We start from the raw sequence: 21292 nt of genomic DNA, 5'->3' as shown, positions 1-21292 counted from the left end.
TCAGTCGTGGACACCTCCCCAAGGCTCGCTAAAGTCCGCCGCGAGACGGAAGCCAGCGCGGTATGCGCCAGGCTTCACACCCGGAGGATAAGACGTCATGCATCCCAGTCATCACGCCAAGGCGCATCCCGACAAGCCCGCCATCATCATGGCCGGCTCAGGCGAAACCATCACATTCCGCCAGCTGGACGAACGCTCCAACCAGATTGCCCACGCCCTGAGGGATGCCGGCTGCCAGCCGGGCGACACCATCGCCATCTTCGCAGAAAACTCGCCCCGCTATTTCGAGATCTGCTGGGGCGCCCAGCGCGCGGGCCTCTACTATGTCTGCATTTCCTCGCGCCTCACAGCGCCGGAAGTGAAATACATCATCGAGGATTCCGGCTCGAAACTCCTCATCTCCGGGGCGGGCAAAGGCTCGGTTGCCCGCGAGGCCGCCGCTGCGGCGGGCCTGACAAAGCTCTGGTCAATCGACGGCAATGTCGAAGGCTTTACCGCGCTTGAGGGCCATGCCGCCGCTTTCCCGAATACGCCCATTGCCGACGAGATGGCCGGCACCGACATGCTCTATTCCTCGGGCACCACAGGCCGCCCGAAAGGCATCCGCCCGCCGCTTGAACGGAACCTGCCGATCGACGCCGACAACATCCTCGTCCAGATTGCCCGCGCCATGTCCGGCGCGGGTCCGGACTCTGTCTATCTCTCCCCGGCCCCGCTCTATCATGCCGCGCCCCTGCGCTGGTGCATGACCTTCACGCGCATCGGCTCGACGCTGGTTGTGATGGAAAAGTTCGATCCCGAAGAGTTCCTGAAAGCCGTCGAGACATACAAGGTCACGCACACCCAGGTCGTGCCGACGATGTTCGTGAAGATGCTGAAACTACCCGAAGACGCCCGTAAGAAGTACGACGTCTCCAGCCTGACCTTCGCCATCCACGCCGCCGCCCCCTGCCCGGTCCCGGTGAAAGAGCAGATGATTGCCTGGTGGGGCCCTGTCATCGACGAATATTATGCCGGCTCTGAAGGCAACGGCATGACCTATGTGAAAAGCCCGGACTGGCTCTCCCACAAAGGCACGGTCGGCCGCGCGATCCACGGCGTCGTCCACATCTGCGACGAAGAGGGCAATGAACTGCCCATCGGCGAAGAAGGCCAAGTCTACTTCTCCGGCACCACGCCGCCGAACTATCACAACGACCCGGAAAAGAACAAGGCCGCCCTCAATCCCAAACACCCTGACTGGTCGTCCCTCGGCGATGTCGGTAAGCTGGACGCCGACGGCTTCCTCTACCTGACGGACCGCAAATCCTTCATGATCATTTCCGGCGGCGTGAACATCTACCCGCAGGAAACCGAGAACGTCCTCATCACCCACCCCAAAGTGGCCGACGTGGCCGTCATCGGCGTGCCGGATGAAGACTTCGGCGAAGCGGTCAAAGCCGTCGTCCAGCCGATGCCCGGCGTCCCGTTCTCGGACGAACTCGCCGCCGAGCTCATGGCCTTCTGCCAGGCCAACCTCTCGAAGCTCAAATGCCCCAAAAGCATCGACTTCGACCCCGAACTCCCCCGCCACGCCACCGGAAAACTCTACAAACGCCTCATCCGCGACCGCTATTGGGGCAACAAGGACAGCCGGATCGTCTGATCCGGCCAAAGAGCATCTAAGGAGCGGCGCGGGACACAAAAACTGTCCCGCGCCGTTTTCTTTTGGCCGGAAATGGCTGGATCTGGCACTCTCCTGGTTCGAGATGCACGTTGGATTTTTTGGCGCCCCGTTGGCGTTTTCCTTGGAGCTTAACGGGAAAAACGCCAACGGCCCCCACCCCCTCCGGGACCGGAGGCAAACTCCCCTCCACGATCCCGCAGATCGCCCGCCTCCATGCCAGCCTGTTGCCCGTCTTCTGGCCATATCTCTGCTGACAGCTGGGCTGGATCTTCACATGTCAGGATCAGGAACGCCGCGCCCTCCTCATCGCCCTCACCAGATGAGGCCATGTCCACATCGTCCGCGCCGGCGACCCGCGGCGCGCCTGTCGTGCGCCGGCGGCCCTGCGGGCAAGCCACATCGCGCCAAACCTCGCAGGCGCTTGCCTGGACGAATCCGAGACATCTTCAGCCGACAATCCTTCAGCCCCCTGCTTAGCCCCCACAGGCCGCCCGTGCGCGCGCAAAAAAACCCCTCCGTCGCCGGAGGGGTTTCCAAAATCCCAAGCCCGAAAAAATCAGGCCCGGCGCATGAACACCGTCTGCGCCTGGCAGAATTCAAGCAGGCCGTCCTGGCCGCCTTCCACGCCGACGCCGGACTGTTTATGCCCGCCAAACGCGGCATGGGGCGAAAGATGCTGGCTCTCATTGATCCAGACCGTCCCGGCCTGAAGCTGTGACGCCAGCGCCTGCGCCCGGTCAAGGTCCTTGGTCCAGATGGAGGCGCCGAGGCCATAAATGCTGGCATTCGCCCGGCCGATGACTTCGTCGATATTATCAAACGACATCAGCGGTAAAACCGGCCCGAACTGCTCCTCCTGCACAATCCGCGCATCTTCCGGCGGGTTGTCGAGGATCGTCACCGGTACAAAATAGCCCGGCACATTCGCGGAGTTTCCGCCAATCAGGAATTTGTAGCCCTTGTCCTTGGCGTCCTGGATCAGCTCCAGCACGCGCTCATACTGCGCCTTGTTCTGGATCGGCCCGATCTGTGTGCCCTGCTCGGCCCCGTCGCCGACCTTCACGCTGCCAGCATACTCGACAATTGCGGCTTTCAGAGGTTCGTATACGTCCTTGTGGATATACATCCGCTTGGTGGCGATGCAGATTTGCCCGGCATTGCGGAAGGCTGCCCAGAACAGCTGCTCGGCCACGGCCTTGACGTCCACATCCGGCATTACGATGGCCGCGTCATTGCCGCCAAGCTCCAGCGTCACCTTCTTCAGATCCTTCGCCGCGCTCGCCATCACCTTCTTGCCGGTCTCGGTCGACCCGGTGAAGCTGACCTTGTCGACGCCCTTGTGCGCCGTCAGCCAGGGGCCGAGCCGGTCAGAGCCGGAGATAACATTCACCACGCCCGGCGGCAGGATGCCCCGGATCAGTGCGCCGATCTTCAGCGTCGTCAGCGGCGTTGTCGGCGCCGGCTTGATCACCACGGTGTTCCCCGCCAGCAGCGCCGGGGCAAGCTTGAACATCATCAGGATGATCGGGAAATTCCACGGCACAATCGCCGCCACAACGCCAACCGGCCCATACCGGGTCACCGCCAGCCGCTCGGGTGTATCCTCCGAAACATGTTCGGGAATGTCGAGCTTTGCTGTCTCCACCAGCCAGTGCGCGCCGCCAAGAACATCGCCCATCGCATCGGGATGGGGCTTGCCCTGCTCCTGGGTCAGCAGGCGAGCGAGTTCCTCCCCGTTCTGCGCGATCACGCCGGCAATCGCCTGCAGCATCTGGCGGCGCTTCTCGATCGGAGTCGCTTTCCACGCCGGCAGCGCCGCGCGCGCCGCAGCGACCGCCTCATCAAGCTGTGTTTCGGTGCAATCAGGCGCCTGCGCAAACACAGCACCGGTCGCGGGGTTCTCGACGCCAAAACTCTCGCTCGCCGAAACTGCCTGGCCGTTGATCGTCATTGTATAGGTAGGGGACATCTGGCTTTCTTCCTCCGGTCATTCTGTTCTTCGCGAAGCTACGCCAGTTGCCCGGGAAACCGAATAAGGATTCTGCCCGATTATCCTTGGGGAAGGCGCGAGCATACAGCACGACGGGGCGGGGAGACTGGCTCCCCGCGCCCGGCACCTTCACAATGCAGGGCGCTGAGCGCCTGCTTCCCCTTACTGTGGCGTGCCTGTTTCCTCGCCAGGCACTTCGGGCTCACCCATCATTTCGGTGTAGGTGTCGCCGTCACCATAGGCCTCGTCTTCCATGACCTCGGGAATCTCGCCGGGCACGGACCCGACCGGTGGAACGGTCTCTGATCCGGTGTCCGGAACCATCGGGTCAGCCGCGTCGGTGTCCGTGGACTCGGTGGCGCGGTCAAAGGAGGGCCCAACCGGCGACATCGGTTCGGGCGGGTCGCCGCAGGCTGCCAGGGCCAGACCGGCGAAAACAGCCACGCTCATTCCAAGTGCTGCCTTGATCATCATCATGTCTCCTTCCAGGTCTATACGGTCACAACGCGCGGTGTACGGATCGGTTCCAGGATTGCCAAGTCCCAGCTTCCATGTGTGCCTTCATGGAAATGACCGTCTTCAAAGGTCTGGACATTGAGGGTCGCGATGCCGTCGCGAATGGACAGGATATTGAAAGCCGGCGGCTGAGCCCGCAGGCGGGTCGACAGGGTCCCGGCCGTGATGGCGATATAGGCGCCTCCCGAGGGATCGCGGATGAGTTCGGCATGCGGGGTATGCACATGCCCGGTCATCAGAATCTGGACCGGGCTGGCCGCGAGCCGGCGGCTGGCCTCTTCGCCGCGCTTGGTCTCGGTCTGAAGGCGCGCTTTTGCCGGAGACTTGAACGGGTGGTGACAGGCAATAATGCGAACTGCTTCGGCTTCATCCTTTCCGATGGACGCTTCGAGATCATCAAGGTTTACGCGGCCCTCCGCCCAGTTCATGCGGGTCTGCCAGCCCCGGGCCGTATTAAGCCCCCGGATGGACAAGCCGTCCATTTTCAGCGGCTGGGAATGCTCACCGAAATAGCGCTCATAGCGCCCGAACGCATCCGTCGCGCGCGCAGCAATGTTCAGCAGCGGCGTATCGTGATTGCCGGGCACACAGAGGATTGGGGTCTTGAACTGCGACAGCCACTCCCGGGCCGCCTCAAACTCTTCCCGCTTGCCGCGCTGGGTGAGGTCGCCTGACACGACAAGAGCGCTCACATCAAGTTCAAGCACCAGATCTGCGGCAGCTTTCAAGGCAGGCTTGTCTTCGCGGCCAAAGTGGAGATCCGCGAAGTGCGCAATCTTCATGTTTCACCTCCGGCAACAAGCACGCAGGCTGCCTTAGGCAGGTAGGAAATGTTGAAATGCTCGCCTGGCTCATGCGGCTCGCCATCGATCGTTGCCGGGATCGAGCTGCCTTTGGCGTGGTTCATCCGGATGGCAGAAGCATTATCCGCATGAAAATGCGCGCCCTCCCGCCAGCCTTTGATCATGGCGTCCATCGCCGTCGCGGCCAGATCCAGATGGCTGTCAGGCGCGATGACGGCAATTTCCAGCCCGCCCTCATCTGCAGGAATGACCGCCGCAGCGGTCGCCGGAAACTCCCGGCGCATGTCGGTCTGGAAGACTTCGATCAGGATACTCGTTTCAATATCGAGCGCAGACCTGTCGGTCAGAATACTGACGGCCTCCAGGATCGAGCCTTCACGCGCAGCTTCGCGCGACGCGCCGATATGGGTCAGCTGCCCGAACAGCGCGGCGACGTAGAAACGCTGCCCCGCAACTTCGCCAGCCGAAATCCAGGTTGGCTTTGGATTTTCAAGGACAGACCGGACAATCTTCTTCCAGTCCATCTCGCCATGATGGAGGCGCTTGGGCAAAAGGTTCATCGTGCCACCTGGCAGGACCAGAACGGGTGTCTTGCCATTCGTGGTCTGAAGGACAGCGCAGATCGTCCCGTCACCACCCCATACCGCGATAGCGTCCACGTCTTGCGCCATAAGACCGGCTACCTGATCCTGCAGGTCTGCTTCAGGATCAACCGGGACAATGGCTTTATGGCCCGCGTCATGGATTTCCAGCTCGAGTTCTGCGCGCCCATCTTCGGGTACAGAGCCGGATCGCTCATTTACAATGATACCTAGTTTCATATGTCAGGTCTCCCGCCCACCAACGCCAGTTCACCTGAAAAGTTCCAAAAGCAGGGAGCCAGAATTAATCGTGATGCTGGCTGGAACTCTCAGGCTGTCTGCGCGTTTAGGGTGTGTCTGCAGCCATTGGATCACTGCAGCTGACGAAAAGGATTACGAAATGAAAAAGACAATCATTATTCCGGCCCTCGCGCTCGCCGCTGTTTTCCTTACCGCTTGCAACACGGTTGAAGGTGTTGGCGAAGACGTCCAGGCCGGGGGCGAAGCCATTGAAGACACAGCAAAAGCTGTTGAAGACGATCTCACCGACTAAAGTCGGCTGTTGCCAGATCAAGAGGCGCGTCTCGAAAGGGACGCGCCTCTTTCATTTTGGCTGAAGCAGACTGCTGGTCTGGTCCTGCGCGTCGACATGAAATTCAAGCTCAATCGCGATCAGGCCATCCTCATGCGGGCCTACTGACACCGAGCCGCCGATCTGACGGGCAAAGGCCGACAGGAACAGGCTGGTGTCACGGTCCATTGCCGCATCGCTCTCTTCATCGCCGCCCTTGCAGGTCAGGGTGAGGCAGCACGCGCCCTCACTCTGACGGTCAAAGTGCAGAACGATGTCTGTATTTTCATCGCTGCCTGCTTCCGGGCAGAGGAGGCCCACTGCCTCCAGAACAAACATGCCGAGGGGAACTGCCATGTCGGCGGGTAAAGGCCCCGGCGTCACATCCGGAATGAGGTGACGCCCGCCATCAACCCAGCCCTGTTGCTCGTCCACCTGGTTGGAGATGGCATTGAACAGGTCGAGTGCTTCAACAGAGTCCAGATTTCCCTCATTCAGGAGAGTGTGATGAACTGCCGCCATCATCGCCACTCGGTGCGCCGCGACCTTCAGGGCGCTCTGGGTCTCAGGCAATGCCTCGCCCCTGCCCTGAAGTTTCAGCATGCTGAGCATCACTTGCAGGTTGTTCTTGACCCTGTGATGTACCTCGCGGAAGGCCAGCTTCATCTGCAGAAGCGCGCTCTGAAGGTCCGACTCATGCGTGGAAACACGGGACGTCAGGTCGTCGAAGGCTTCGGCCACCTGTTGCACTTCGCGCGGCGCGCGCGACAATTCCGGCGCCAGCAGCGCGTATTTTGCCGAACTGCGCATATCCAGAATCCGGAGCCGGATCCGCTCAAGCCAACGCAGGACCATCGCATCAGCGATCCAGCTCGCGGCAAGAAGCGCGGCGAGATAGGCCAGGATCGGCACAAGAAATGCCAGGATAACTTCGACCCGTTGCGGCGGCGCGGGCGACCCGACCATCAGCCAGAGCCCTTCTGCAGAGAGAGGCAGCAGCACGACATCCAGCGGCGGGCCCTGATCGGGTGACAGACGATATGTCTTCCGGTCGAGCGCTGCGCCTTCGCTGATCCATTCCATCGGAACGCCGGCAACGATGTTCGATCCGACGACCTGCCCGCCCGGCACCACCAGCGACACGGTTACGCCGCTCGACTGGGACCGCGAAATACGTGCGACAATGTCTTCCAGAGACAAGCTCATGGCGATCGAACCAGTAAAAACCCCGGCCTCGTCATGCTGGCGGCGCAGCAGGTAGATCGATGGATCCCCCAGGGCCATCCCGCGCTGTCCACTGACCTCTATGGCCTCGACCCCTCTGCGCAGGCGGTCGTTCCATTCCAGTTGGGGCATCGGCATACCGACCAACCCCTCCCCGATTTCGCTGCAGGTCAGGAGGCCTTCGGCATCAAAGCGGAGGGTGTTTCGCAACGGCAGCTCGAGCGCGGAGAAGCGCTGACCGATTTGCGGGCATGTCCACTCGCGATCAGCAGTCGTGATCATCTGCAACGCGATACGTGCCCGCATGAGCATGGCATCGGTCTGACGGAAATGATCCTGCGCGGTCTGCTGGATTTCGTGGAAACGGAGTTTCTCGGAGAACTGCTGCTCGCTCCAGGCGTGAATGGCGCCCATAATCAGGAGCGGGCTGAGGACGAACGCCATGGCGGCAATCACCTGCAGCCTGAGGCTGAGGCGGCTCCGCCTGCTGCGTCCGTCCCCGCTTTCTGGCATCATCCGTTTTGCCGGCTGAGGACGTCGACCTGGCCCATGATGTCATTGAACGCGACTTCGCCCGATGTCACATTCGACCCGCTGGCACCTGAAGGTACGCCCTCTTCACTGTTCAAGATCTCTGCCAGCGCCTTGCGGGCCCGGCTGACGCGGCTCTTGATGGTACCCACGGCGCAACCGACGATCTCGGCAGCCTCGTCATAGGCCATGCCGCCAGCGCCGATGAGGATGATCGCTTCGCGCTGGTCCTGCGGGAGATGCTCGAGGGCATTGCGCAAGGCTACGAGTTCCACTCCTTTGTCGGGATCATCTGAGGCGACCAGGGTTGCCTCGGCGACGCCCGGCTCGAGCGCTGTCGAGCGCCAGCTACGCCGTTTTTCCGAATAGAACGCGTTGCGAAGGATGGTAAAGGTCCACGCCTTGAAGCTTGTGTTCTCTGCATAGCTCTCGCGAGCATTCCATGCCTTCAGCAGAGCGTCCTGGACGAGGTCATCGGCTTGGGTAGGATTTCCGCACAGGCTGCGCGCGAATGCGCGCAGATGCGGCGTCACCTCCATAAGGGCCGCCTTGAAGTCTGACAGGGACAGTGCCCGGGGGGCGGTCATGCTTCACCGTCAGTCTGCGACGTGTTTCCTGACCTGGCTTTGGCTTCTGCCTGTTCCAGCAGTTTGAAGAAGTCATCCGGCACAGACTCGCCGACGACGCCATCATACATCTGACGGAGGCGCTCACCGATTGCCCGGTTGCCGAGACGGCGCTGGCCACCACGGCCGTCAGGGTCTTTTCCGTTCAGCTTTCCTGCATCACCCATGGTCTTGCCTTAAATTCTGATTATCCGCTGGCCTGCGCCCAGCGGAAGCAAAGCGGCCATATTCGTGCCATAAACGCCCCGATCCTGCATAGGTTCCACGGCATACTGCACATAATGAAAAAATTTGCAGCGCATGAAACCAATCTGCTTTCCACGCGTTGTAGCGCTCAGATAGCTAAGAGGTTCCCTTATGAGTCTGATCGCCCAATACGGCCCGCATCTTCCTTTCCTGCGCCGTTACGCGCGCGCCCTGACAGGTTCACAGGAGAGCGGGGACGCCTACATCCGCGCCTGCCTTGAAGCCCTGAGCGAAGACCCCAGCCTGCTGATCGAGGGATCATCGCCGCGGGCCACACTTTATCGATTTTTCCACGCGATTTGGTCAACCACAGGCGCGAAACTGGAAACTGCCGGCAGGCAATCTGGCAGCTCGCCACAGGCGCGCCTGCGCAAACTGGCCCCGATCCAGCGCCAGGCCTTCCTGCTGACGACGCTGGAAGGGTTCAGCCGGAAGGAAGCGAGCGAGATTCTCGAAAAGTCTGTGGCTGAAATCGACCAGCTGATCGATGCAGCCCATCGCGAAATCGAGCAGGAGCTGTCGACATCGGTCCTGATCATTGAGGATGAGCCGATCATTGCGGCCGATCTTGCAAACCTGGTCGAGGATCTGGGCCACACCTTTGCCGGCAATGCCGCCACGCGCAAACAAGCCGTCGACCTTGCCCGCAAGCTAAAACCCGGCCTGATCCTCTGTGATGTTCAGCTTGCAGACAATTCGTCGGGAATTGACGCGGTGCAGGATATCCTTGCCGATTTCGACCTGCCGGTCATCTTCATTACGGCCTTCCCGGAGCGCCTGCTGACGGGAGAACGCCCTGAGCCGACCTACCTGATCACAAAGCCCTTCCAGGATGACACGGTGAAAGCTGCCATCAGCCAGGCCCTCTTCTTCCACACCCAGACAGAGCCGCAAACCTGAGGAAAAAATGGAACCTTTGGCTTTCTCCTTCGTTGTTCCTTAAAGGACATTCAAAGGAGAAAGCGATGGCTACCCCCCAAACCTCTACCCGTAAGTCGCGTGGCCGTGGAAACGGTCGCGACAAGAAATCTGCCGCCGCAGTCGCTGCCAAACACGATCTGTATGCTGCGCAGGAAGCTGCCGAGACTTTTGTCTCCGCTGTGAAATCCTCTGCCAACCACTTCACCGAACATCTCGGCCGCGCTGTCGGCGACAAAGTCGTCAAGGCACAGCACGGAGCTGAAACGGTTGCCGACAAGGCTGCCAATGCGCGCGACAAAATTCAGGACACTATCCGTGAACGCCCGCTTATGTCCGTTGGTGCCGCTGGCGGCGCCGGCGTACTCCTCGCCCTGCTCGCACGCCGTTAAGGGCACAGGCATGCTGGGAAGCCTGAAACTTCGCGCCATCCTGATAGCCGGCGGGTCCGTGATTGGTCTCGCCGGTGCGGGCGCTCTGACCTGGGCGGCCATCGTGGCGATGACGCCGTGGCTTGGTCTGGCGGGGTCGGCTGCGCTCGTGGGCGCAATCTTGAGCATGACCGCTGCAGCGGCCATTTGGTCAGCTACGCGCCCCTCTGTTCCAATGGAGGCGGAGCTTTCCGGCGTCACGGCTGCGGCAGCAAACACGGTGGCCTACATCCGGGACGACACCCTGGACACGCTGACCGGCATGTCCCTCAATGCCGTCAGCAAGATGGTGGATAAGCGGCCTATCCTCACCCTGCTTGGCGTGGGTGCCGCGGCCTATGCCGTGACACGAGCCCCCCATGCCGGCGCGGGCATAGTTGACCGCATGCTGTCCCGTCTGATCTGACACTCGCTTGATCTGGCCAGATCGGGGACACACCTATGACAATCCAGCAAGCCGGCATTTTTGCCATTTTGGCCGTCACGGCGCTTCTCTTCATATGGGGAAAGTGGCGTCACGACCTCGTTGCGCTCGGGGCGCTGATCACCTGTGTGATCACCGGGCTGGTTGATCCGGCATTGGCCTTTTCCGGCTTCGGAAATCCGGCCGTCATTACCGTTGCATCAGTCCTGATCCTCAGCTTCTCCCTGCAGACAACAGGGGTGGTGGATACGCTCACATCCCGGCTCCTTCCCTCCGCCTCTGGCGCGACCGTTTCGATCATTGCCCTGTCGGCGCTGGCCGCGGGTCTTTCGGCATTCATGAACAATGTCGGCGCGCTTGCCCTGCTGATGCCCGTGGCAATCAAGACAGCCGGAAGATTGGGAATCTCACCGGGGCGGGTGCTGATGCCCGTTTCATTTGCGTCGATCCTTGGCGGAATGACGACACTGACCGGTACACCGCCCAACCTCATCGTCGCCGGCTTCAGCGGCGAGGGAGACAGCAGCAACTTCACCATGTTCGATTTTGCGCCGGTCGGTCTCGCCGTGACCGCTGCCGGCATGCTCTTCATTGCCCTGGCGTGGAAACTCGTGCCGGCCCGTGCCCGCACGGATCTCTCCAGTTTCGAGACCGCGCCCTACATTATGGAAGCGAGGGTCAAAGGGATTCCTCGATCATCGGCCAGTCCCTGCGCGATATCGAGTATCAGCTCGATACGACCGACGCGCAGATCGTCAGCCTCCTGCGCAATGACCGGCGCATCTCTGCGCCGAGCCCTTACCGGGAAGTGCACGCCGATGACGTCCTGGTGATCGAGGCCGACCCTGCCGCCATTGGCGATGCCCTCTCCAAACTCGGTCTGACACTCGACGCTGTCGAAAAGGCCCCCAAAGAAGACGAGGCAGCTGATACAGGCAGCGCCGGCGACCCTGAAAAAGAAGAAAGGGACAACAAGACTGAAAGCCGGCTTCAATCCGGCGACGTCATTCTCATGGAACTCGCGGTGCGTCCGAACGCGCCGCTTCTTGGCTTGTCAATCAAGCATATCGACTTGCGCCGGGAGTTCGGGGTTAACCTGATTGCGTTGTCGCGGGACGGAAAGAACTCCATGGCGCGGCTGAATTCTACGCCCATCCGATCTGGAGACGTGCTGCTGGTGCAAGGGACTTCGGACGCGATCCTGGAATTCGCCAACCGCTATGGATGTGTTCCGCTCGCCGAGCGTCCGCTTAAGATCCCCGACACCCGCAAGGCGCTGCTCGCGGCGAGCATCATGATATTGGCCGTTACTGGCGCCGCGTTTGGTCTGCTCCCCGCGGCAATAACCTTCGCAGCAGGCGTGCTCGCTGTGGCGGTCTTCAAGATCGTGCCCCTGCGCAAACTGTATGAGCCAATCGACTGGCCCGTCATTATTCTGCTCGGAGCACTCATCCCGGTCGCCGGAGCCATGTCGACCACGGGCGCGGCCGATCTTCTGGCGAAAGGGCTCATCAATGCATCCGGCGGCGCTAATCCGGTGTTGACACTCATCATTCTGCTGGTCGTCACCATGTCGCTCTCGGACTTCATGAACAATGCCGCCACCGCTGCCGTCATGTGCCCGATCGCCCTTGGCGTGGCGGCGCAATTGCAGGTCAACCCTGATACCTATCTCATGGCCGTTGCTGTCGGCGCCTCCTGCGCGTTCCTGACGCCCATCGGCCACCAGAACAATGCACTCATCCTGGGTCCGGGCGGCTTCCGTTTCGGCGACTACTGGCGACTTGGCCTGCCCCTGGAAATCATCGTGGTTGCAACGGCAACACCGATGCTGCTCTGGGTATGGCCTCTTTAAATATGCTGGTTACTGACACATTCTCCGGAACCTAAAAGAACCCGGCGCGTTGGCTTTTCACGGACCCGAATACCTGGTCAGAGACACAGACAAAGGAGATCCCCATGCTTGGTTGGGCATTGACATTCTTTATCCTCGCGATCATCGCTGCACTGCTCGGCTTCGGCGGAATCGCCGGCGCTGCTGCAAGTATTGCCAAGATCCTGTTCTTCGTTTTCCTCGCGCTTCTCGTGATTACCTTCGTTGCAAGGGCGCTCCGTGGACGGAGCATTAGCTGACTGCAGTAACAACTGTTATTGCAAAAGTTCAAGGGCGCCTCCGGGCGCCCTTTTTCTTTCGATCCGCGAAAAACGCGCCGAAAACATTTCGAAAATGTCAGGGAACTGAATCCCGCCGGAAAGCGTTGTTCCAGCGTGTGTCACAAAGGCGCATTCCGTGAAACGGCAGGAGACCGAGATGACCAACAAGAACACAGCTAAAGGCGTCGGCAACCAGGTTGCAGGCAATACCAAGGAAGCGGCAGGCAAAGTGACGGGCGACAGGAAGCTGGAAGCCGAAGGCCGCATTCAGGAACTGAAGGGAGATGCCCAGCGCGCTGCTGGCAAAGTCGAGGACGAGCTGAAGAAGGCTACCGACAAAGACCGCAAATAGTCCGGTCCGTTTGAAGCATACTGCTACGCAAAGTAATCCAGGCGTCACGTCAGCGTCCCCCCACCCCGCGTATGGCGCCTGTCCGCCACTCGGCCGCCCCGCCGAGTGGCGGTTATGCGTTTTCGGGATGCTGCTTCAGTCCTGAGCGTCGCTGGCGTTCTGGTGGACGAGGGAAAACGCCACCCGCAAGCCATCTGCATCCATCACACGCGACACCTGCCCGCCGGCAGACGTCACGATACGCTGAATGACGGTGAGACCGGTGCTCGTCGAGGACGTCTCTTCTGTCTCGTCAGGCGTTGCACCGTCGAGTGGCTCGACCCAGAAGATGTGAAGCCACCCATCCTCGATGCGCCCTGAACAATGGATGGCGTCGCCATTGCGCAGCGCGCCATATTTTAGGGAGTTGGTTGTAAGCTCTCCGATCACGACCGCGATAACCCGCATCTGCGCTTCGTCAACCAGGCAATCAGGCAAGCCGCTTACATTGATCGTTTCACCGCTGACGCCAGCGGCGTCGACCAGATCGGAAACAAGCGAGCGAAGCGGAAAGTCGCTGGCCGCGTCCACCAGCTTCGCCTGAGCCACTGCCAGCGATGAGAAGCGCTTCACAAGGTCTTCGGCAAAAGATTGATGCTCGGGTGTCTGGCGCGCGCTGATCTTGGCAATCGCGCTTGCCACGGAAAAGGCATTCTTGAGCCTGTGGCGCATTTCCAGCGCGATCGTGTCGTACATCTTCCGGTTGGTGACAGCATCGGTCACATCCTTGGACACGACCAACACGCCGCTGACTTCGCCCGAAGCGTCCCGAATGGGCACAACCCGCACGTCCCACCATTTCGGGCGCCCACGCGCCGTCGGACCAAATCCGCGGAAATCCGTTGCTTCACCGGCGGCGCCTTTGGAGGCTGCCTCCTGAACCATGGCATGCGCTTCGGCCGGCCAGAGGTCCCACCAGTGGCGGCCGATCACATCGGCGTCCGCGTTCAGTTGACGTGCCGATAGCCCGGCCGGGTTCATGAACCGGATGCGGCCCGACGGGTCGAGGACCTCGATACAATCCCGGCTGCTGTGGAACAGCGCCGCGAGGATTGGATCGGAAAGGCTCGCTGACAACTCGTCTGTCTGGATCGCCGGCGAAACTTCGTCATGTACCGGACTGTGATGCATTGCATCAGGCTCCTGGCTGGGTCCCGCGGCAAACCGCGCTCTCGCATCCCCTCTACACCAGAAGGAAGCGTAAAAGCAGGGATGGCGCAAGTTCTGATTGTCTGCGCGGGTGCGATTGAGGCTTAAGGTAAACAGCCAGGCAACCTTCGGAGCCTACAGCCTGATGCTGTAGTCTCCCGGAGCGGCTGCCTCCTGAACCTTATTCCTTTTTTGTCTGTATACGAATAATTATGGCACAGCTCCTGACCCTGCCCGATGCACCTGTTCAGGGTCTTCATGAATCGCGAGATCTTCTCAGGAGACAGAAAAAACCGAAATTTTTCGCGCGATCAAATCAACAGGATTTGTTTTCCGCGGGTTTTCTGGACACCTTGCTTTCTGTCGCCTGGATAACACAAGTTGGCGGCGTTCTGGGTCCCGCCCATCGTCGGCGTGAAACACACAAGACCTGCAAGACATGGTCGCGGCCATCGCCTTCATGTCAGTGCAGCGTATCGCCCTGGTTCAATCCGATCAGCGCCGCGCCAACCTGGGTCGGAATGGATGTCTTCCTTGCCTCTATACGCGCCTCGAAGGGGTATCGCCGTTCGAAATTGTCATACCGGGCGGCGTCATAGAGAAAGCTGACCCTGTCATCCATCCTGACGACTTCGGGCGGCACGTTTGCCGGCGGCGTCACCTCGGTGCGCGCAACTTCTTCCATCAGATAAGCGGCGGCTGGCTCGCGATTCTCTGCGGCGCAGGCAAGCTCCGACCCCCGCCCCTGTTCGGTTTCGGTGACATGAATGGGCGGTCGGGCTGTGTTGGACATGATCTGCTCCTGAAACCACCAGATCGCCGCTGCCTTTGGTAGCGCTGCCAGGATACATGTTGTGGGATGAGTAGTCTCGTGAGCCCCTGACGACGCCGGCCCTGCAGGCACGATCAGGGGCTAGCGGCGTGCGGCGGCACGCGCTGCGGAAACATGGACAAGGTCCGCGATGAGGGTCATGGCACCGTAGATGCGCCCTGCCGGCATATCGTCAAGCCGCTCAGTCAGTCAGGCGGCCGTCCCACTCGCCTGCGCGCGCGCCTGGCCCGGGATGAGACGTCACGCTCCGGGCGTCGACAGGCTCTCCGCATTCCGAACAGGTCACCACGCTGCGGAAGTCATGGCCGCACGCCTTGTGCCGGTGCAGCAGCGGCGGCCCCTTCTTTCCGGCATAGTGCGCGTCCCCCCAGTGAACGAGACCTATGATGACAGGATAAAGGCCGAGCCCCTTTTCCGTCAGCCGGTATTCATGCCGCAGAGGCGTCTGGCTGTAAGCGACCTTCTCAAGAACGCCGTGATCGACGAGGTGCCTGAGCCGTTCGGTCAAGACACGCCGGGCAATCCCGAGCCGCTCCTGGAGATCGTCAAACCGGCGCACGCGGAGAAACGCTTCCCGCAACACCAGCAGCGTCCAGCGATCGCCCACCACAGCCATCGCCCGCGCCAGCGAGCAGTTTTCCTGTTCAAGTTCCTGCCATTTCATACCACCAGGATTGCCATTGACTTAGTCTTAATTCAAGACTTAATCGATGCGCCAAACAGGGAGGCAAATTCATGCCGGACCGCAACGCAACCTGCGCCATTGTCGGCGCCGGAGATTTCATTGGCTCAGCCATCGCGAAGAAGTTCGCCGCCGAAGGCTACACCGTCTTTGCGGGCCGGCGCACGGCCGGGAAACTTGAGAAACTGAAAAGCGAGATTGAAGCGGCCGGCGGGAAATGCGTCGCGCGCGCACTCGACGCGCGCAAGGAAGAAGACGTCACCGCCTTCCTTCAGGAGGCAGACGCCCACGCCCCTCTCGAAATTGTCATCTCGAACCCCGGCGCGAACGTGAACTTTCCGCTGCTCGACACCAGCGAACGGGTTTTCTTCAAGGTATGGGAAATGGCCTGCAAGGCTGGCTTCCTGACGGGCCGCGAGGCGGCACGTCTGATGCTGGCGCGCGGGAAAGGTTCAATCTTTTTCACCGGCGCCACCGCCAGCCTCCGGGGCGGGGCGGGCTATTCCGCCTTTGCCAGCGCCAAGGGCGGGCTGCGCCTGATGGCCCAGGCCATGGCCCGCGAGCTCGGCCCTCAGAATATCCACGTCGCCCATCTTGTCATCGATGCAGGCGTCGATACAGACTTCGTCCGGGACCGGATCAAGTCTGCCCGCGGCGAAGAAGCTGTCGAAAACCTTGCGCCGGATACGCTGATGGAGCCTGCCTCCATCGCCGAGGCGTACTGGTACCTCCACCAGCAGAAGCGCGATGCCTGGACATTTGAAATGGACCTGCGCCCCTACAAGGAAACCTGGTAATGAAAACCGTTGAATTCCAGTTCGATTTCGGCAGCCCGAATGCCTATCTCGCCCACCGCGTGATCCCGCAGATCGAGGCGCGCACGGGCGCAACCTTCACCTACTCCCCGGTCCTGCTTGGCGGCCTGTTCAAGCTCACCGCCAACCAGTCGCCGATGATGGCTTTCTCCGGCATCCCCAACAAGATGGCCTATGAAAACCTCGAGATGCGACGCTTCATTGCCCGTCATGCCATCCCGTTCCAGATGAACCCGCATTTCCCGGTCAACACCCTGTTGATGATGCGGATGGCCACAGCGGCTGCAATGGATGGCGGCCTCAAGGAACTGGCTGACATGGCCTTCCGCCTGATGTGGGAAACTCCCAAGAAGATGGATGATCCCGAAATCGTCGCCACGGAGCTGGCCGCGGCAGGAATTGATTCAGCCGGGCTGATGCAGCGCGCCCAGGACAGTGACGTGAAACAGCGCCTGATGTCTGTCACCGAAGACGCCGCCAAGCGCGGCGCGTTCGGTAGCCCCACCTTCTTCATCGGAGAAGACATCTACTTCGGCAAGAACACGCTTCGCGAAATCGAAGACCGTTTGACCGCCTGAGTCGCACGCGCTCAACTCATCATGAAGCGGGCAGGCAGTCAGCTTGCCCGCTTTTTTTGCGGCACCGCACAAAGAACCTGCAAAGCAGCCCCGAACCGATACAAACTTGAAACAACGCGATGATGGCAATTGCACGCCCGCCACCAGGGCGCTCACTGATCCTGTCATCAGGAGCCGCACGGAGGATCATGTGCTGCAGATCGTCCGAACCTTGCTGCGACCTGGCATCAATAGCCCGGCCCTGACCAGCCATTCAGGGCCGGTTCCGACCCTGATGCAAAGCGTTGCCACCAACACGTTCCAGCCGTGCTGCTGACGCCGGATACGCTTGTCTTTATTGTGGCCATGCTCACTGCCGGCGCGCTGGCGGGATTTGTTGCAGGCTTGTTCGGCATAGGGGGTGGCTTTGTTGTCGTCCCCGCGCTTGCCTCGGTGCTGACCCTGCTCAGCGCCGGAACAGACGCCTCGGATACCGACAAGATCATGCACGTCGCCATCGGCACATCACTGGCCACCATCATCTTCACCTCGCTCCGCTCCGTTCAGGCTCATGCCAAGCGCGGCGCGGTGGACTTTGAAATCCTCAGGAGCTGGACGCCCTGGGTCGTGATCGGGGTGGTCCTTGGTCTCTTCGTCGCGCGCTATCTTGATGGCTATGCGCTGAAGATCACCTTCGGCGTAGGTGTCTTCATCATGGCCTGGCACTTCCTGTTCCCGGTGCTCACCCAGCGCGGCCCGATCTCGAATGAAATGCCCAAGGGCTTCATGCGCGGCGGCCTCGGCAGTTTCCTGGGCGGGTATTGCACGCTACTCGGTATCGGCGGGGGAACACCTGCGGTCCTCATCATGACCCTGAGTGGCCAGCCCATGCACCGGGCTGTCGCCACAGCTGCAGGCTTCGGTACGATCATTGCCGTACCCGGAACAATCGGCAGCATTCTCGGCGGCCTCGGCGAGACCGGCCTTCCCTTCGGCTCGCTCGGTTATGTCAATGTCATAGCCGCCCTCGCTATCACCTCGATGAGCGTCATCACCGCGCCTTGGGGTGTCGCCCTCGCCCACAGCCTCAACGGCGTCCATCTGCGCCGCGCGCTCGGCCTCTATCTGCTCGTCACCTCCAGCCTCATGCTGGTCTCTGCCTTCACGCCGCCGTCGCGCGGCACCGCGCTTCTCGCTGACACCGCTCCAAGGGTGATGGTGATCAGCACAGACATTTCAATCCCGAAATCGGAGGAAGATCATGGGATATAGACTGACACGGCGCAGCCTCTTTTCGGCTGGCGCAGGCGCTGCCGCCATTGGCCTGGCGGGATGCGCAACACAAGCCCCGTCCGCGCTTGCCGCAGAAACGCGCGGCGCCTTTCCGCCGGAGCCTGCTGGCAAAAGCCTGTTTGGACCGGCAGCGGGCCTTGCGCTTCTCTCGCGCAATGAAAATCCTTACGGCCCCGCGCCCTCTGCGCTCAGGATGATCGCCTCATCAGCCGAGAAAGGTGCGTATTACACAAACGACGAGGCGGTGAAGAGCCTCGCCAGCCTGATCGCAGACCGTCACGGTGTCTCGCCAGAGCAGGTGGTCATCACGACAGGGTCAGGTGAAGCGCTTAGCGCGCTGGCCCTGATCTATGGCCCCAAAGGTCCCATTGTTGCCCCCCGTCTCTTCTGGGATACCACCGCCCTTTATGCGGCAAAGCTTGGTATGGCTACCATTGTCCGTATTCCGCTCACGGATGACATGGACATGGATCTTGCCGGGATCGATGCTGCAATCACCCCGGAAACCGGCATGGTTCAGCTGTGCAATCCCAACAATCCGACCGGTATCGCCAAGCCAGGCTCGATCATCCGACCGGCCGTGGAAAAGATGGCGGAAAAGACAACCGTCGTGGTTGATGAAGCCTATATCGAACTGGTCGATGACGAAGCGGAAATGACCTGCATTCCACTCATCAAGGATGGCAAGGACGTGATCGTCACGCGCACCTTCTCGAAGATATACGGCATGGCCGGCATTCGTGTCGGCTATACGGTCTCGTCGGCTGAAACCGCCGAAAAGATCCGCAACACGCTGATGTCCTGGACACCGTGCACTTCCATTGCCGCTGCCATTGGCTGTTATGATGACCACGCCTTCGTCAGCTATTCGAAGTCAAAGATTGTGGAAGCCCGCGAAATGGTCACGACAACCCTCGACACGCTCGGCCTGACCTACCTCAAGTCCCAGACCAACTTCGTCTATTTCCGGAGCGGCCTGCCCGCCAATGATCTTGCAAAAGCGATGGCCGCAGAAAAGATCGCGATCCGCGGCCAGTACATGGACTACACACCCTGGAGCCGTGTCTCGATGGGGAAGATCGAAGATGTCGACCGTTTCTGCAAAGCCCTGCCCCGTCTTTTAAACGCTTAGCCGGAAGGCAGGTGTGCAACAGGTAAACAATCGGGCGGCGGAATTTAGGAAATCCCGAGCCGGAAAGCTGCAGGAATAGCCAGGATCGATGAAATTTAACCGGTCCTGGATAGCGCAAATTCAACGCTCAGAATGCATAACACCCCGGTAACCAAACTGTCCGGGGGGACATTTCTGATGCTAACCTATCCGCCGCCGCGCTTTGAACAGCAGAAATCGGAGGTGTTGCAGCGTTACCGGATTCTCAAAAGCGAATCTGTTCACGATGCCAGCCATATCGCACGCACGGCATCCCTTGCTCTGAATGCGCCGATCGTGATCGCGACCCTGAACGAGCGCTACCGTCACTGGTACCGCGCAGCGCACGGGGTCAATGCCCTGGACTTCAACACGCTCGAAATGTTCTGTGCACATGCCAACCTGTCCGACGAGGCATTTGCAGTAACAGATGCCCGACTTGAGCCTTACTTCGCACGCGAACCGGCCGTCATGGGCGCGCCGAACGTCGTCTTTTTTGCTGGCGCGCCGTTGAGCGATCCGGAGGGGAAACGTTTCGGGACCCTTTGCCTGATCGACAACCAGCCGCGTTCACTTGCCCCCGCCCAGACCGAAATTCTCAAGAGTATGGCGGACATCCTCAGCCAGGATATCTGCGTGCACAGCGCCGGGCGTTATGCCGTTCAGGACCTGATCAACGCCGAGGAAGATCGCTGCGCGCTGTACGAACTTGCCGTCACCGATCCCATGACCAAAGCCCTCAATCGCCGCGCCTTCTTCCGCTTTGCCGAGCGTGAAGTGCAGCGCGCGCAGCGTCACGGCCACCCGTTGAGTGTGCTGATGTTCGACATCGACCATTTCAAGAAGGTCAACGATGTTCACGGGCATGCCGCAGGCGATCAAGTCATTGTCGCGCTGTCGAGGCTGGTGACTGAGTGCGTCCGCGAAGCCGACCTGCTTGGCCGGCTTGGCGGCGAAGAATTCGGCCTTATCCTGCCGGAAACGAATGTCGACGCTGCCCTGACCCTGGCCAACCGGCTGCGCGAGGCCGTCCGGAAGCTGCGCTTCAACAGCCCCGAAGGCGAGTTCTCGGTCACAATCAGCCTTGGAGTCAGCCGGCCCGAACAGGCTGAGGCCGACATACATGCCGCGCTAGACCGCGCTGACAAGGGGCTCTACCGCGCCAAACGCCTCGGGCGCAACCGGGCGGAACTTGTCCCGCCCGGCGATATCGAAACTGCGACCATAATCCCGCTGCCGTTTTCGGAAAGGGCAAGCGACGCTGCCTGAGCTTGGTCAGCTGTCAAACCCGTCGCCCGGCCGGCAATCATCGTCACGCTCGCGGCGGACTTCCTTGCCATTTGCCCGATTGAACTTCAGCTCAAGGCAATGTCCCGTCGCCGTCAGGCCGTGGACCTCGATCCGGCGCTCGCCCGCTTCATAGCCGATCACCTCAAACCCCTGCTCTGCCAGGCTCCGGGTGACGTCCTCAAAGCTCGGCTGCGGCCCGATGGCATATTTTGCCGGGGTCGGCTTGAGGGTCTCCTGGGTCGATGACCCCTTCAGTTCTTCGGTCTGGGCAATACTCGCCCCGGCTGCAAACACCCCGATGACGAGGGCGCCGGTAAGATGGGCAATGGTCTTCATGATCTGGTCCTTTTGCAAAACTCCGGCCGTTCTCTCCGGCATGACCTGTGATGTGCCCGCCGGAGGCTGACAGGAAACTGCCCCTGCCTGTCAGGTTCCTGTCAGGGCGTGTTCAG

The 21292-nt window shown here is 60.7% G+C and carries 23 protein-coding genes and 1 pseudogene; 13 read left to right on the top strand and 11 right to left on the bottom strand.

What is annotated here, in order from left to right; all coding sequences use genetic code 11:
- Window positions 1–97: 97 nt before the first annotated feature.
- The gene (locus KG722_RS09375) at window positions 98–1645 is read left to right on the top strand and encodes an AMP-binding protein (protein ID WP_213271462.1); all 1548 of its coding nucleotides are present in this window, start codon (window positions 98–100) and stop codon (window positions 1643–1645) included.
- A 577-nt stretch (window positions 1646–2222) separates the two neighbouring features.
- Here the strand turns inward: KG722_RS09375 and KG722_RS09370 are convergent.
- The 4 genes from KG722_RS09370 to KG722_RS09355 form a co-directional block, all read right to left on the bottom strand.
- Window positions 2223–3635 carry an aldehyde dehydrogenase family protein gene (locus KG722_RS09370; RefSeq protein WP_213271461.1) on the bottom strand — a complete coding sequence of 471 codons (1413 nt, stop codon included), beginning with the start codon at window positions 3633–3635 and terminating at the stop codon, window positions 2223–2225.
- Window positions 3636–3818: 183 nt separating this feature from the next.
- A complete protein-coding gene (locus KG722_RS09365) occupies window positions 3819–4133 on the bottom strand; it encodes a hypothetical protein (protein ID WP_213271460.1) in 315 nt (104 codons plus the stop codon).
- A 14-nt stretch (window positions 4134–4147) separates the two neighbouring features.
- On the bottom strand, window positions 4148–4954 hold the full coding sequence (locus tag KG722_RS09360) for a metallophosphoesterase (protein ID WP_213271459.1): 807 nt from the start codon (window positions 4952–4954) through the stop codon (window positions 4148–4150).
- A complete protein-coding gene (locus tag KG722_RS09355) occupies window positions 4951–5796 on the bottom strand; it encodes a diacylglycerol kinase family protein (protein ID WP_213271458.1) in 846 nt (281 codons plus the stop codon). Before KG722_RS09355 ends, KG722_RS09360 begins: the two co-directional genes overlap by 4 nt.
- A gap of 160 nt (window positions 5797–5956) precedes the next feature.
- On the opposite strand from KG722_RS09355, the gene KG722_RS09350 reads away from it, so the two are divergent.
- Window positions 5957–6109, top strand: a complete 153-nt coding sequence (locus tag KG722_RS09350; RefSeq protein WP_213271457.1) for an entericidin A/B family lipoprotein — start codon at window positions 5957–5959, stop codon at window positions 6107–6109.
- A gap of 51 nt (window positions 6110–6160) precedes the next feature.
- Here KG722_RS09350 and KG722_RS09345 read toward each other — a convergent pair whose 3' ends face one another.
- From KG722_RS09345 to KG722_RS09335, 3 genes are all read right to left on the bottom strand, one after another.
- Window positions 6161–7795 carry a sensor histidine kinase gene (locus tag KG722_RS09345; RefSeq protein ID WP_213271456.1) on the bottom strand — a complete coding sequence of 545 codons (1635 nt, stop codon included), beginning with the start codon at window positions 7793–7795 and terminating at the stop codon, window positions 6161–6163.
- A 68-nt stretch (window positions 7796–7863) separates the two neighbouring features.
- On the bottom strand, window positions 7864–8469 hold the full coding sequence (locus tag KG722_RS09340) for a sigma-70 family RNA polymerase sigma factor (RefSeq protein ID WP_213271455.1): 606 nt from the start codon (window positions 8467–8469) through the stop codon (window positions 7864–7866).
- Window positions 8466–8675 carry a NepR family anti-sigma factor gene (locus KG722_RS09335; protein ID WP_213271454.1) on the bottom strand — a complete coding sequence of 70 codons (210 nt, stop codon included), beginning with the start codon at window positions 8673–8675 and terminating at the stop codon, window positions 8466–8468. Before KG722_RS09335 ends, KG722_RS09340 begins: the two co-directional genes overlap by 4 nt.
- 190 nt (window positions 8676–8865) lie before the next feature.
- Here KG722_RS09335 and KG722_RS09330 point away from each other — a divergent pair, with 190 nt between their 5' ends.
- The 6 genes and pseudogenes from KG722_RS09330 (at window position 8866) to KG722_RS09300 (ending at window position 13033) form a co-directional block, all read left to right on the top strand.
- Window positions 8866–9654, top strand: a complete 789-nt coding sequence (locus KG722_RS09330; RefSeq protein ID WP_213271453.1) for a response regulator — start codon at window positions 8866–8868, stop codon at window positions 9652–9654.
- A gap of 65 nt (window positions 9655–9719) precedes the next feature.
- Entirely contained in the window at window positions 9720–10064 is a 345-nt protein-coding gene (locus tag KG722_RS09325; protein ID WP_213271452.1) for a hypothetical protein, read from the top strand.
- A gap of 10 nt (window positions 10065–10074) precedes the next feature.
- Window positions 10075–10509 carry a hypothetical protein gene (locus KG722_RS09320; protein WP_213271451.1) on the top strand — a complete coding sequence of 145 codons (435 nt, stop codon included), beginning with the start codon at window positions 10075–10077 and terminating at the stop codon, window positions 10507–10509.
- 35 nt (window positions 10510–10544) lie between these two features.
- Window positions 10545–12382 (top strand): annotated as a pseudogene (locus tag KG722_RS15450) (SLC13 family permease).
- 104 nt (window positions 12383–12486) lie between these two features.
- Window positions 12487–12660, top strand: coding sequence for a DUF1328 domain-containing protein (locus KG722_RS09305; protein ID WP_213271448.1), 174 nt, complete (start codon window positions 12487–12489; stop codon window positions 12658–12660).
- Between the two features lie 178 nt (window positions 12661–12838).
- Complete coding sequence (locus KG722_RS09300) at window positions 12839–13033, top strand: CsbD family protein (protein WP_213271447.1); 195 nt, start codon at window positions 12839–12841, stop codon at window positions 13031–13033.
- A 135-nt stretch (window positions 13034–13168) separates the two neighbouring features.
- Here the strand turns inward: KG722_RS09300 and KG722_RS09295 are convergent, their stop codons facing one another.
- The 3 genes from KG722_RS09295 to KG722_RS09285 all read right to left on the bottom strand — a co-directional run bounded on the left by KG722_RS09295 (window position 13169) and on the right by KG722_RS09285 (window position 15717).
- Window positions 13169–14203: a PAS domain-containing protein gene (locus tag KG722_RS09295; protein WP_213271446.1), complete on the bottom strand. Its 1035-nt coding sequence runs from the start codon at window positions 14201–14203 to the stop codon at window positions 13169–13171.
- Between the two features lie 481 nt (window positions 14204–14684).
- Complete coding sequence (locus KG722_RS09290) at window positions 14685–15014, bottom strand: hypothetical protein (RefSeq protein ID WP_213271445.1); 330 nt, start codon at window positions 15012–15014, stop codon at window positions 14685–14687.
- A gap of 220 nt (window positions 15015–15234) precedes the next feature.
- A complete protein-coding gene (locus KG722_RS09285; protein ID WP_213271444.1) occupies window positions 15235–15717 on the bottom strand; it encodes a helix-turn-helix domain-containing protein in 483 nt (160 codons plus the stop codon).
- A gap of 71 nt (window positions 15718–15788) precedes the next feature.
- Between KG722_RS09285 and KG722_RS09280 the strand changes: the two genes are divergently transcribed.
- The 5 genes from KG722_RS09280 (at window position 15789) to KG722_RS09260 (ending at window position 20819) form a co-directional block, all read left to right on the top strand.
- Window positions 15789–16532 (top strand): SDR family NAD(P)-dependent oxidoreductase, encoded by a 744-nt coding sequence (locus KG722_RS09280; protein ID WP_213271443.1) that lies wholly within the window; start codon window positions 15789–15791, stop codon window positions 16530–16532.
- Window positions 16532–17128, top strand: a complete 597-nt coding sequence (locus KG722_RS09275; protein WP_213271442.1) for a 2-hydroxychromene-2-carboxylate isomerase — start codon at window positions 16532–16534, stop codon at window positions 17126–17128. The genes KG722_RS09280 and KG722_RS09275 overlap by 1 nt, the downstream gene beginning before the upstream one ends.
- Before the next feature lie 306 nt (window positions 17129–17434).
- Complete coding sequence (locus KG722_RS09270; protein ID WP_213271441.1) at window positions 17435–18379, top strand: TSUP family transporter; 945 nt, start codon at window positions 17435–17437, stop codon at window positions 18377–18379.
- Complete coding sequence (locus KG722_RS09265) at window positions 18369–19532, top strand: histidinol-phosphate transaminase (RefSeq protein WP_300998339.1); 1164 nt, start codon at window positions 18369–18371, stop codon at window positions 19530–19532. Before KG722_RS09270 ends, KG722_RS09265 begins: the two co-directional genes overlap by 11 nt.
- Window positions 19533–19709: 177 nt before the next feature.
- Window positions 19710–20819, top strand: coding sequence for a sensor domain-containing diguanylate cyclase (locus KG722_RS09260; RefSeq protein ID WP_213271440.1), 1110 nt, complete (start codon window positions 19710–19712; stop codon window positions 20817–20819).
- A gap of 6 nt (window positions 20820–20825) precedes the next feature.
- Here KG722_RS09260 and KG722_RS09255 read toward each other — a convergent pair whose 3' ends face one another.
- A complete protein-coding gene (locus KG722_RS09255) occupies window positions 20826–21176 on the bottom strand; it encodes a hypothetical protein (protein ID WP_213271439.1) in 351 nt (116 codons plus the stop codon).
- Window positions 21177–21292: the final 116 nt, after the last annotated feature.

The organism is Hyphomonas sp., from assembly GCF_018402285.1.
In the GTDB taxonomy this organism is placed as follows: Bacteria; Pseudomonadota; Alphaproteobacteria; order Caulobacterales; family Hyphomonadaceae; genus Hyphomonas.
Note: the sequence above shows the minus strand (reverse complement) of the source record. Positions and strands in the feature narration are given on the sequence as shown.

What these genes read in the sequence shown, in the direction of transcription:
- KG722_RS09295 (WP_213271446.1), bottom strand. Translation starts at nt 14,203, where the DNA reads ATGCATCACAGTCCGGTACATGACGAAGTTTCGCCGGCGATCCAGACA.
- KG722_RS09355 (WP_213271458.1), bottom strand. Translation starts at nt 5,796, where the DNA reads ATGAAACTAGGTATCATTGTAAATGAGCGATCCGGCTCTGTACCCGAA.
- KG722_RS09350 (WP_213271457.1), top strand. Translation starts at nt 5,957, where the DNA reads ATGAAAAAGACAATCATTATTCCGGCCCTCGCGCTCGCCGCTGTTTTC.
- KG722_RS09305 (WP_213271448.1), top strand. Translation starts at nt 12,487, where the DNA reads ATGCTTGGTTGGGCATTGACATTCTTTATCCTCGCGATCATCGCTGCA.
- KG722_RS09300 (WP_213271447.1), top strand. Translation starts at nt 12,839, where the DNA reads ATGACCAACAAGAACACAGCTAAAGGCGTCGGCAACCAGGTTGCAGGC.
- KG722_RS09280 (WP_213271443.1), top strand. Translation starts at nt 15,789, where the DNA reads ATGCCGGACCGCAACGCAACCTGCGCCATTGTCGGCGCCGGAGATTTC.
- KG722_RS09255 (WP_213271439.1), bottom strand. Translation starts at nt 21,176, where the DNA reads ATGAAGACCATTGCCCATCTTACCGGCGCCCTCGTCATCGGGGTGTTT.
- KG722_RS09330 (WP_213271453.1), top strand. Translation starts at nt 8,866, where the DNA reads ATGAGTCTGATCGCCCAATACGGCCCGCATCTTCCTTTCCTGCGCCGT.
- KG722_RS09275 (WP_213271442.1), top strand. Translation starts at nt 16,532, where the DNA reads ATGAAAACCGTTGAATTCCAGTTCGATTTCGGCAGCCCGAATGCCTAT.
- KG722_RS09365 (WP_213271460.1), bottom strand. Translation starts at nt 4,133, where the DNA reads ATGATGATGATCAAGGCAGCACTTGGAATGAGCGTGGCTGTTTTCGCC.
- KG722_RS09360 (WP_213271459.1), bottom strand. Translation starts at nt 4,954, where the DNA reads ATGAAGATTGCGCACTTCGCGGATCTCCACTTTGGCCGCGAAGACAAG.
- KG722_RS09260 (WP_213271440.1), top strand. Translation starts at nt 19,710, where the DNA reads ATGCTAACCTATCCGCCGCCGCGCTTTGAACAGCAGAAATCGGAGGTG.
- KG722_RS09335 (WP_213271454.1), bottom strand. Translation starts at nt 8,675, where the DNA reads ATGGGTGATGCAGGAAAGCTGAACGGAAAAGACCCTGACGGCCGTGGT.
- KG722_RS09345 (WP_213271456.1), bottom strand. Translation starts at nt 7,795, where the DNA reads ATGGCGTTCGTCCTCAGCCCGCTCCTGATTATGGGCGCCATTCACGCC.
- KG722_RS09375 (WP_213271462.1), top strand. Translation starts at nt 98, where the DNA reads ATGCATCCCAGTCATCACGCCAAGGCGCATCCCGACAAGCCCGCCATC.
- KG722_RS09285 (WP_213271444.1), bottom strand. Translation starts at nt 15,717, where the DNA reads ATGAAATGGCAGGAACTTGAACAGGAAAACTGCTCGCTGGCGCGGGCG.
- KG722_RS09340 (WP_213271455.1), bottom strand. Translation starts at nt 8,469, where the DNA reads ATGACCGCCCCCCGGGCACTGTCCCTGTCAGACTTCAAGGCGGCCCTT.
- KG722_RS09320 (WP_213271451.1), top strand. Translation starts at nt 10,075, where the DNA reads ATGCTGGGAAGCCTGAAACTTCGCGCCATCCTGATAGCCGGCGGGTCC.
- KG722_RS09290 (WP_213271445.1), bottom strand. Translation starts at nt 15,014, where the DNA reads ATGTCCAACACAGCCCGACCGCCCATTCATGTCACCGAAACCGAACAG.
- KG722_RS09370 (WP_213271461.1), bottom strand. Translation starts at nt 3,635, where the DNA reads ATGTCCCCTACCTATACAATGACGATCAACGGCCAGGCAGTTTCGGCG.
- KG722_RS09325 (WP_213271452.1), top strand. Translation starts at nt 9,720, where the DNA reads ATGGCTACCCCCCAAACCTCTACCCGTAAGTCGCGTGGCCGTGGAAAC.
- KG722_RS09265 (WP_300998339.1), top strand. Translation starts at nt 18,369, where the DNA reads ATGGGATATAGACTGACACGGCGCAGCCTCTTTTCGGCTGGCGCAGGC.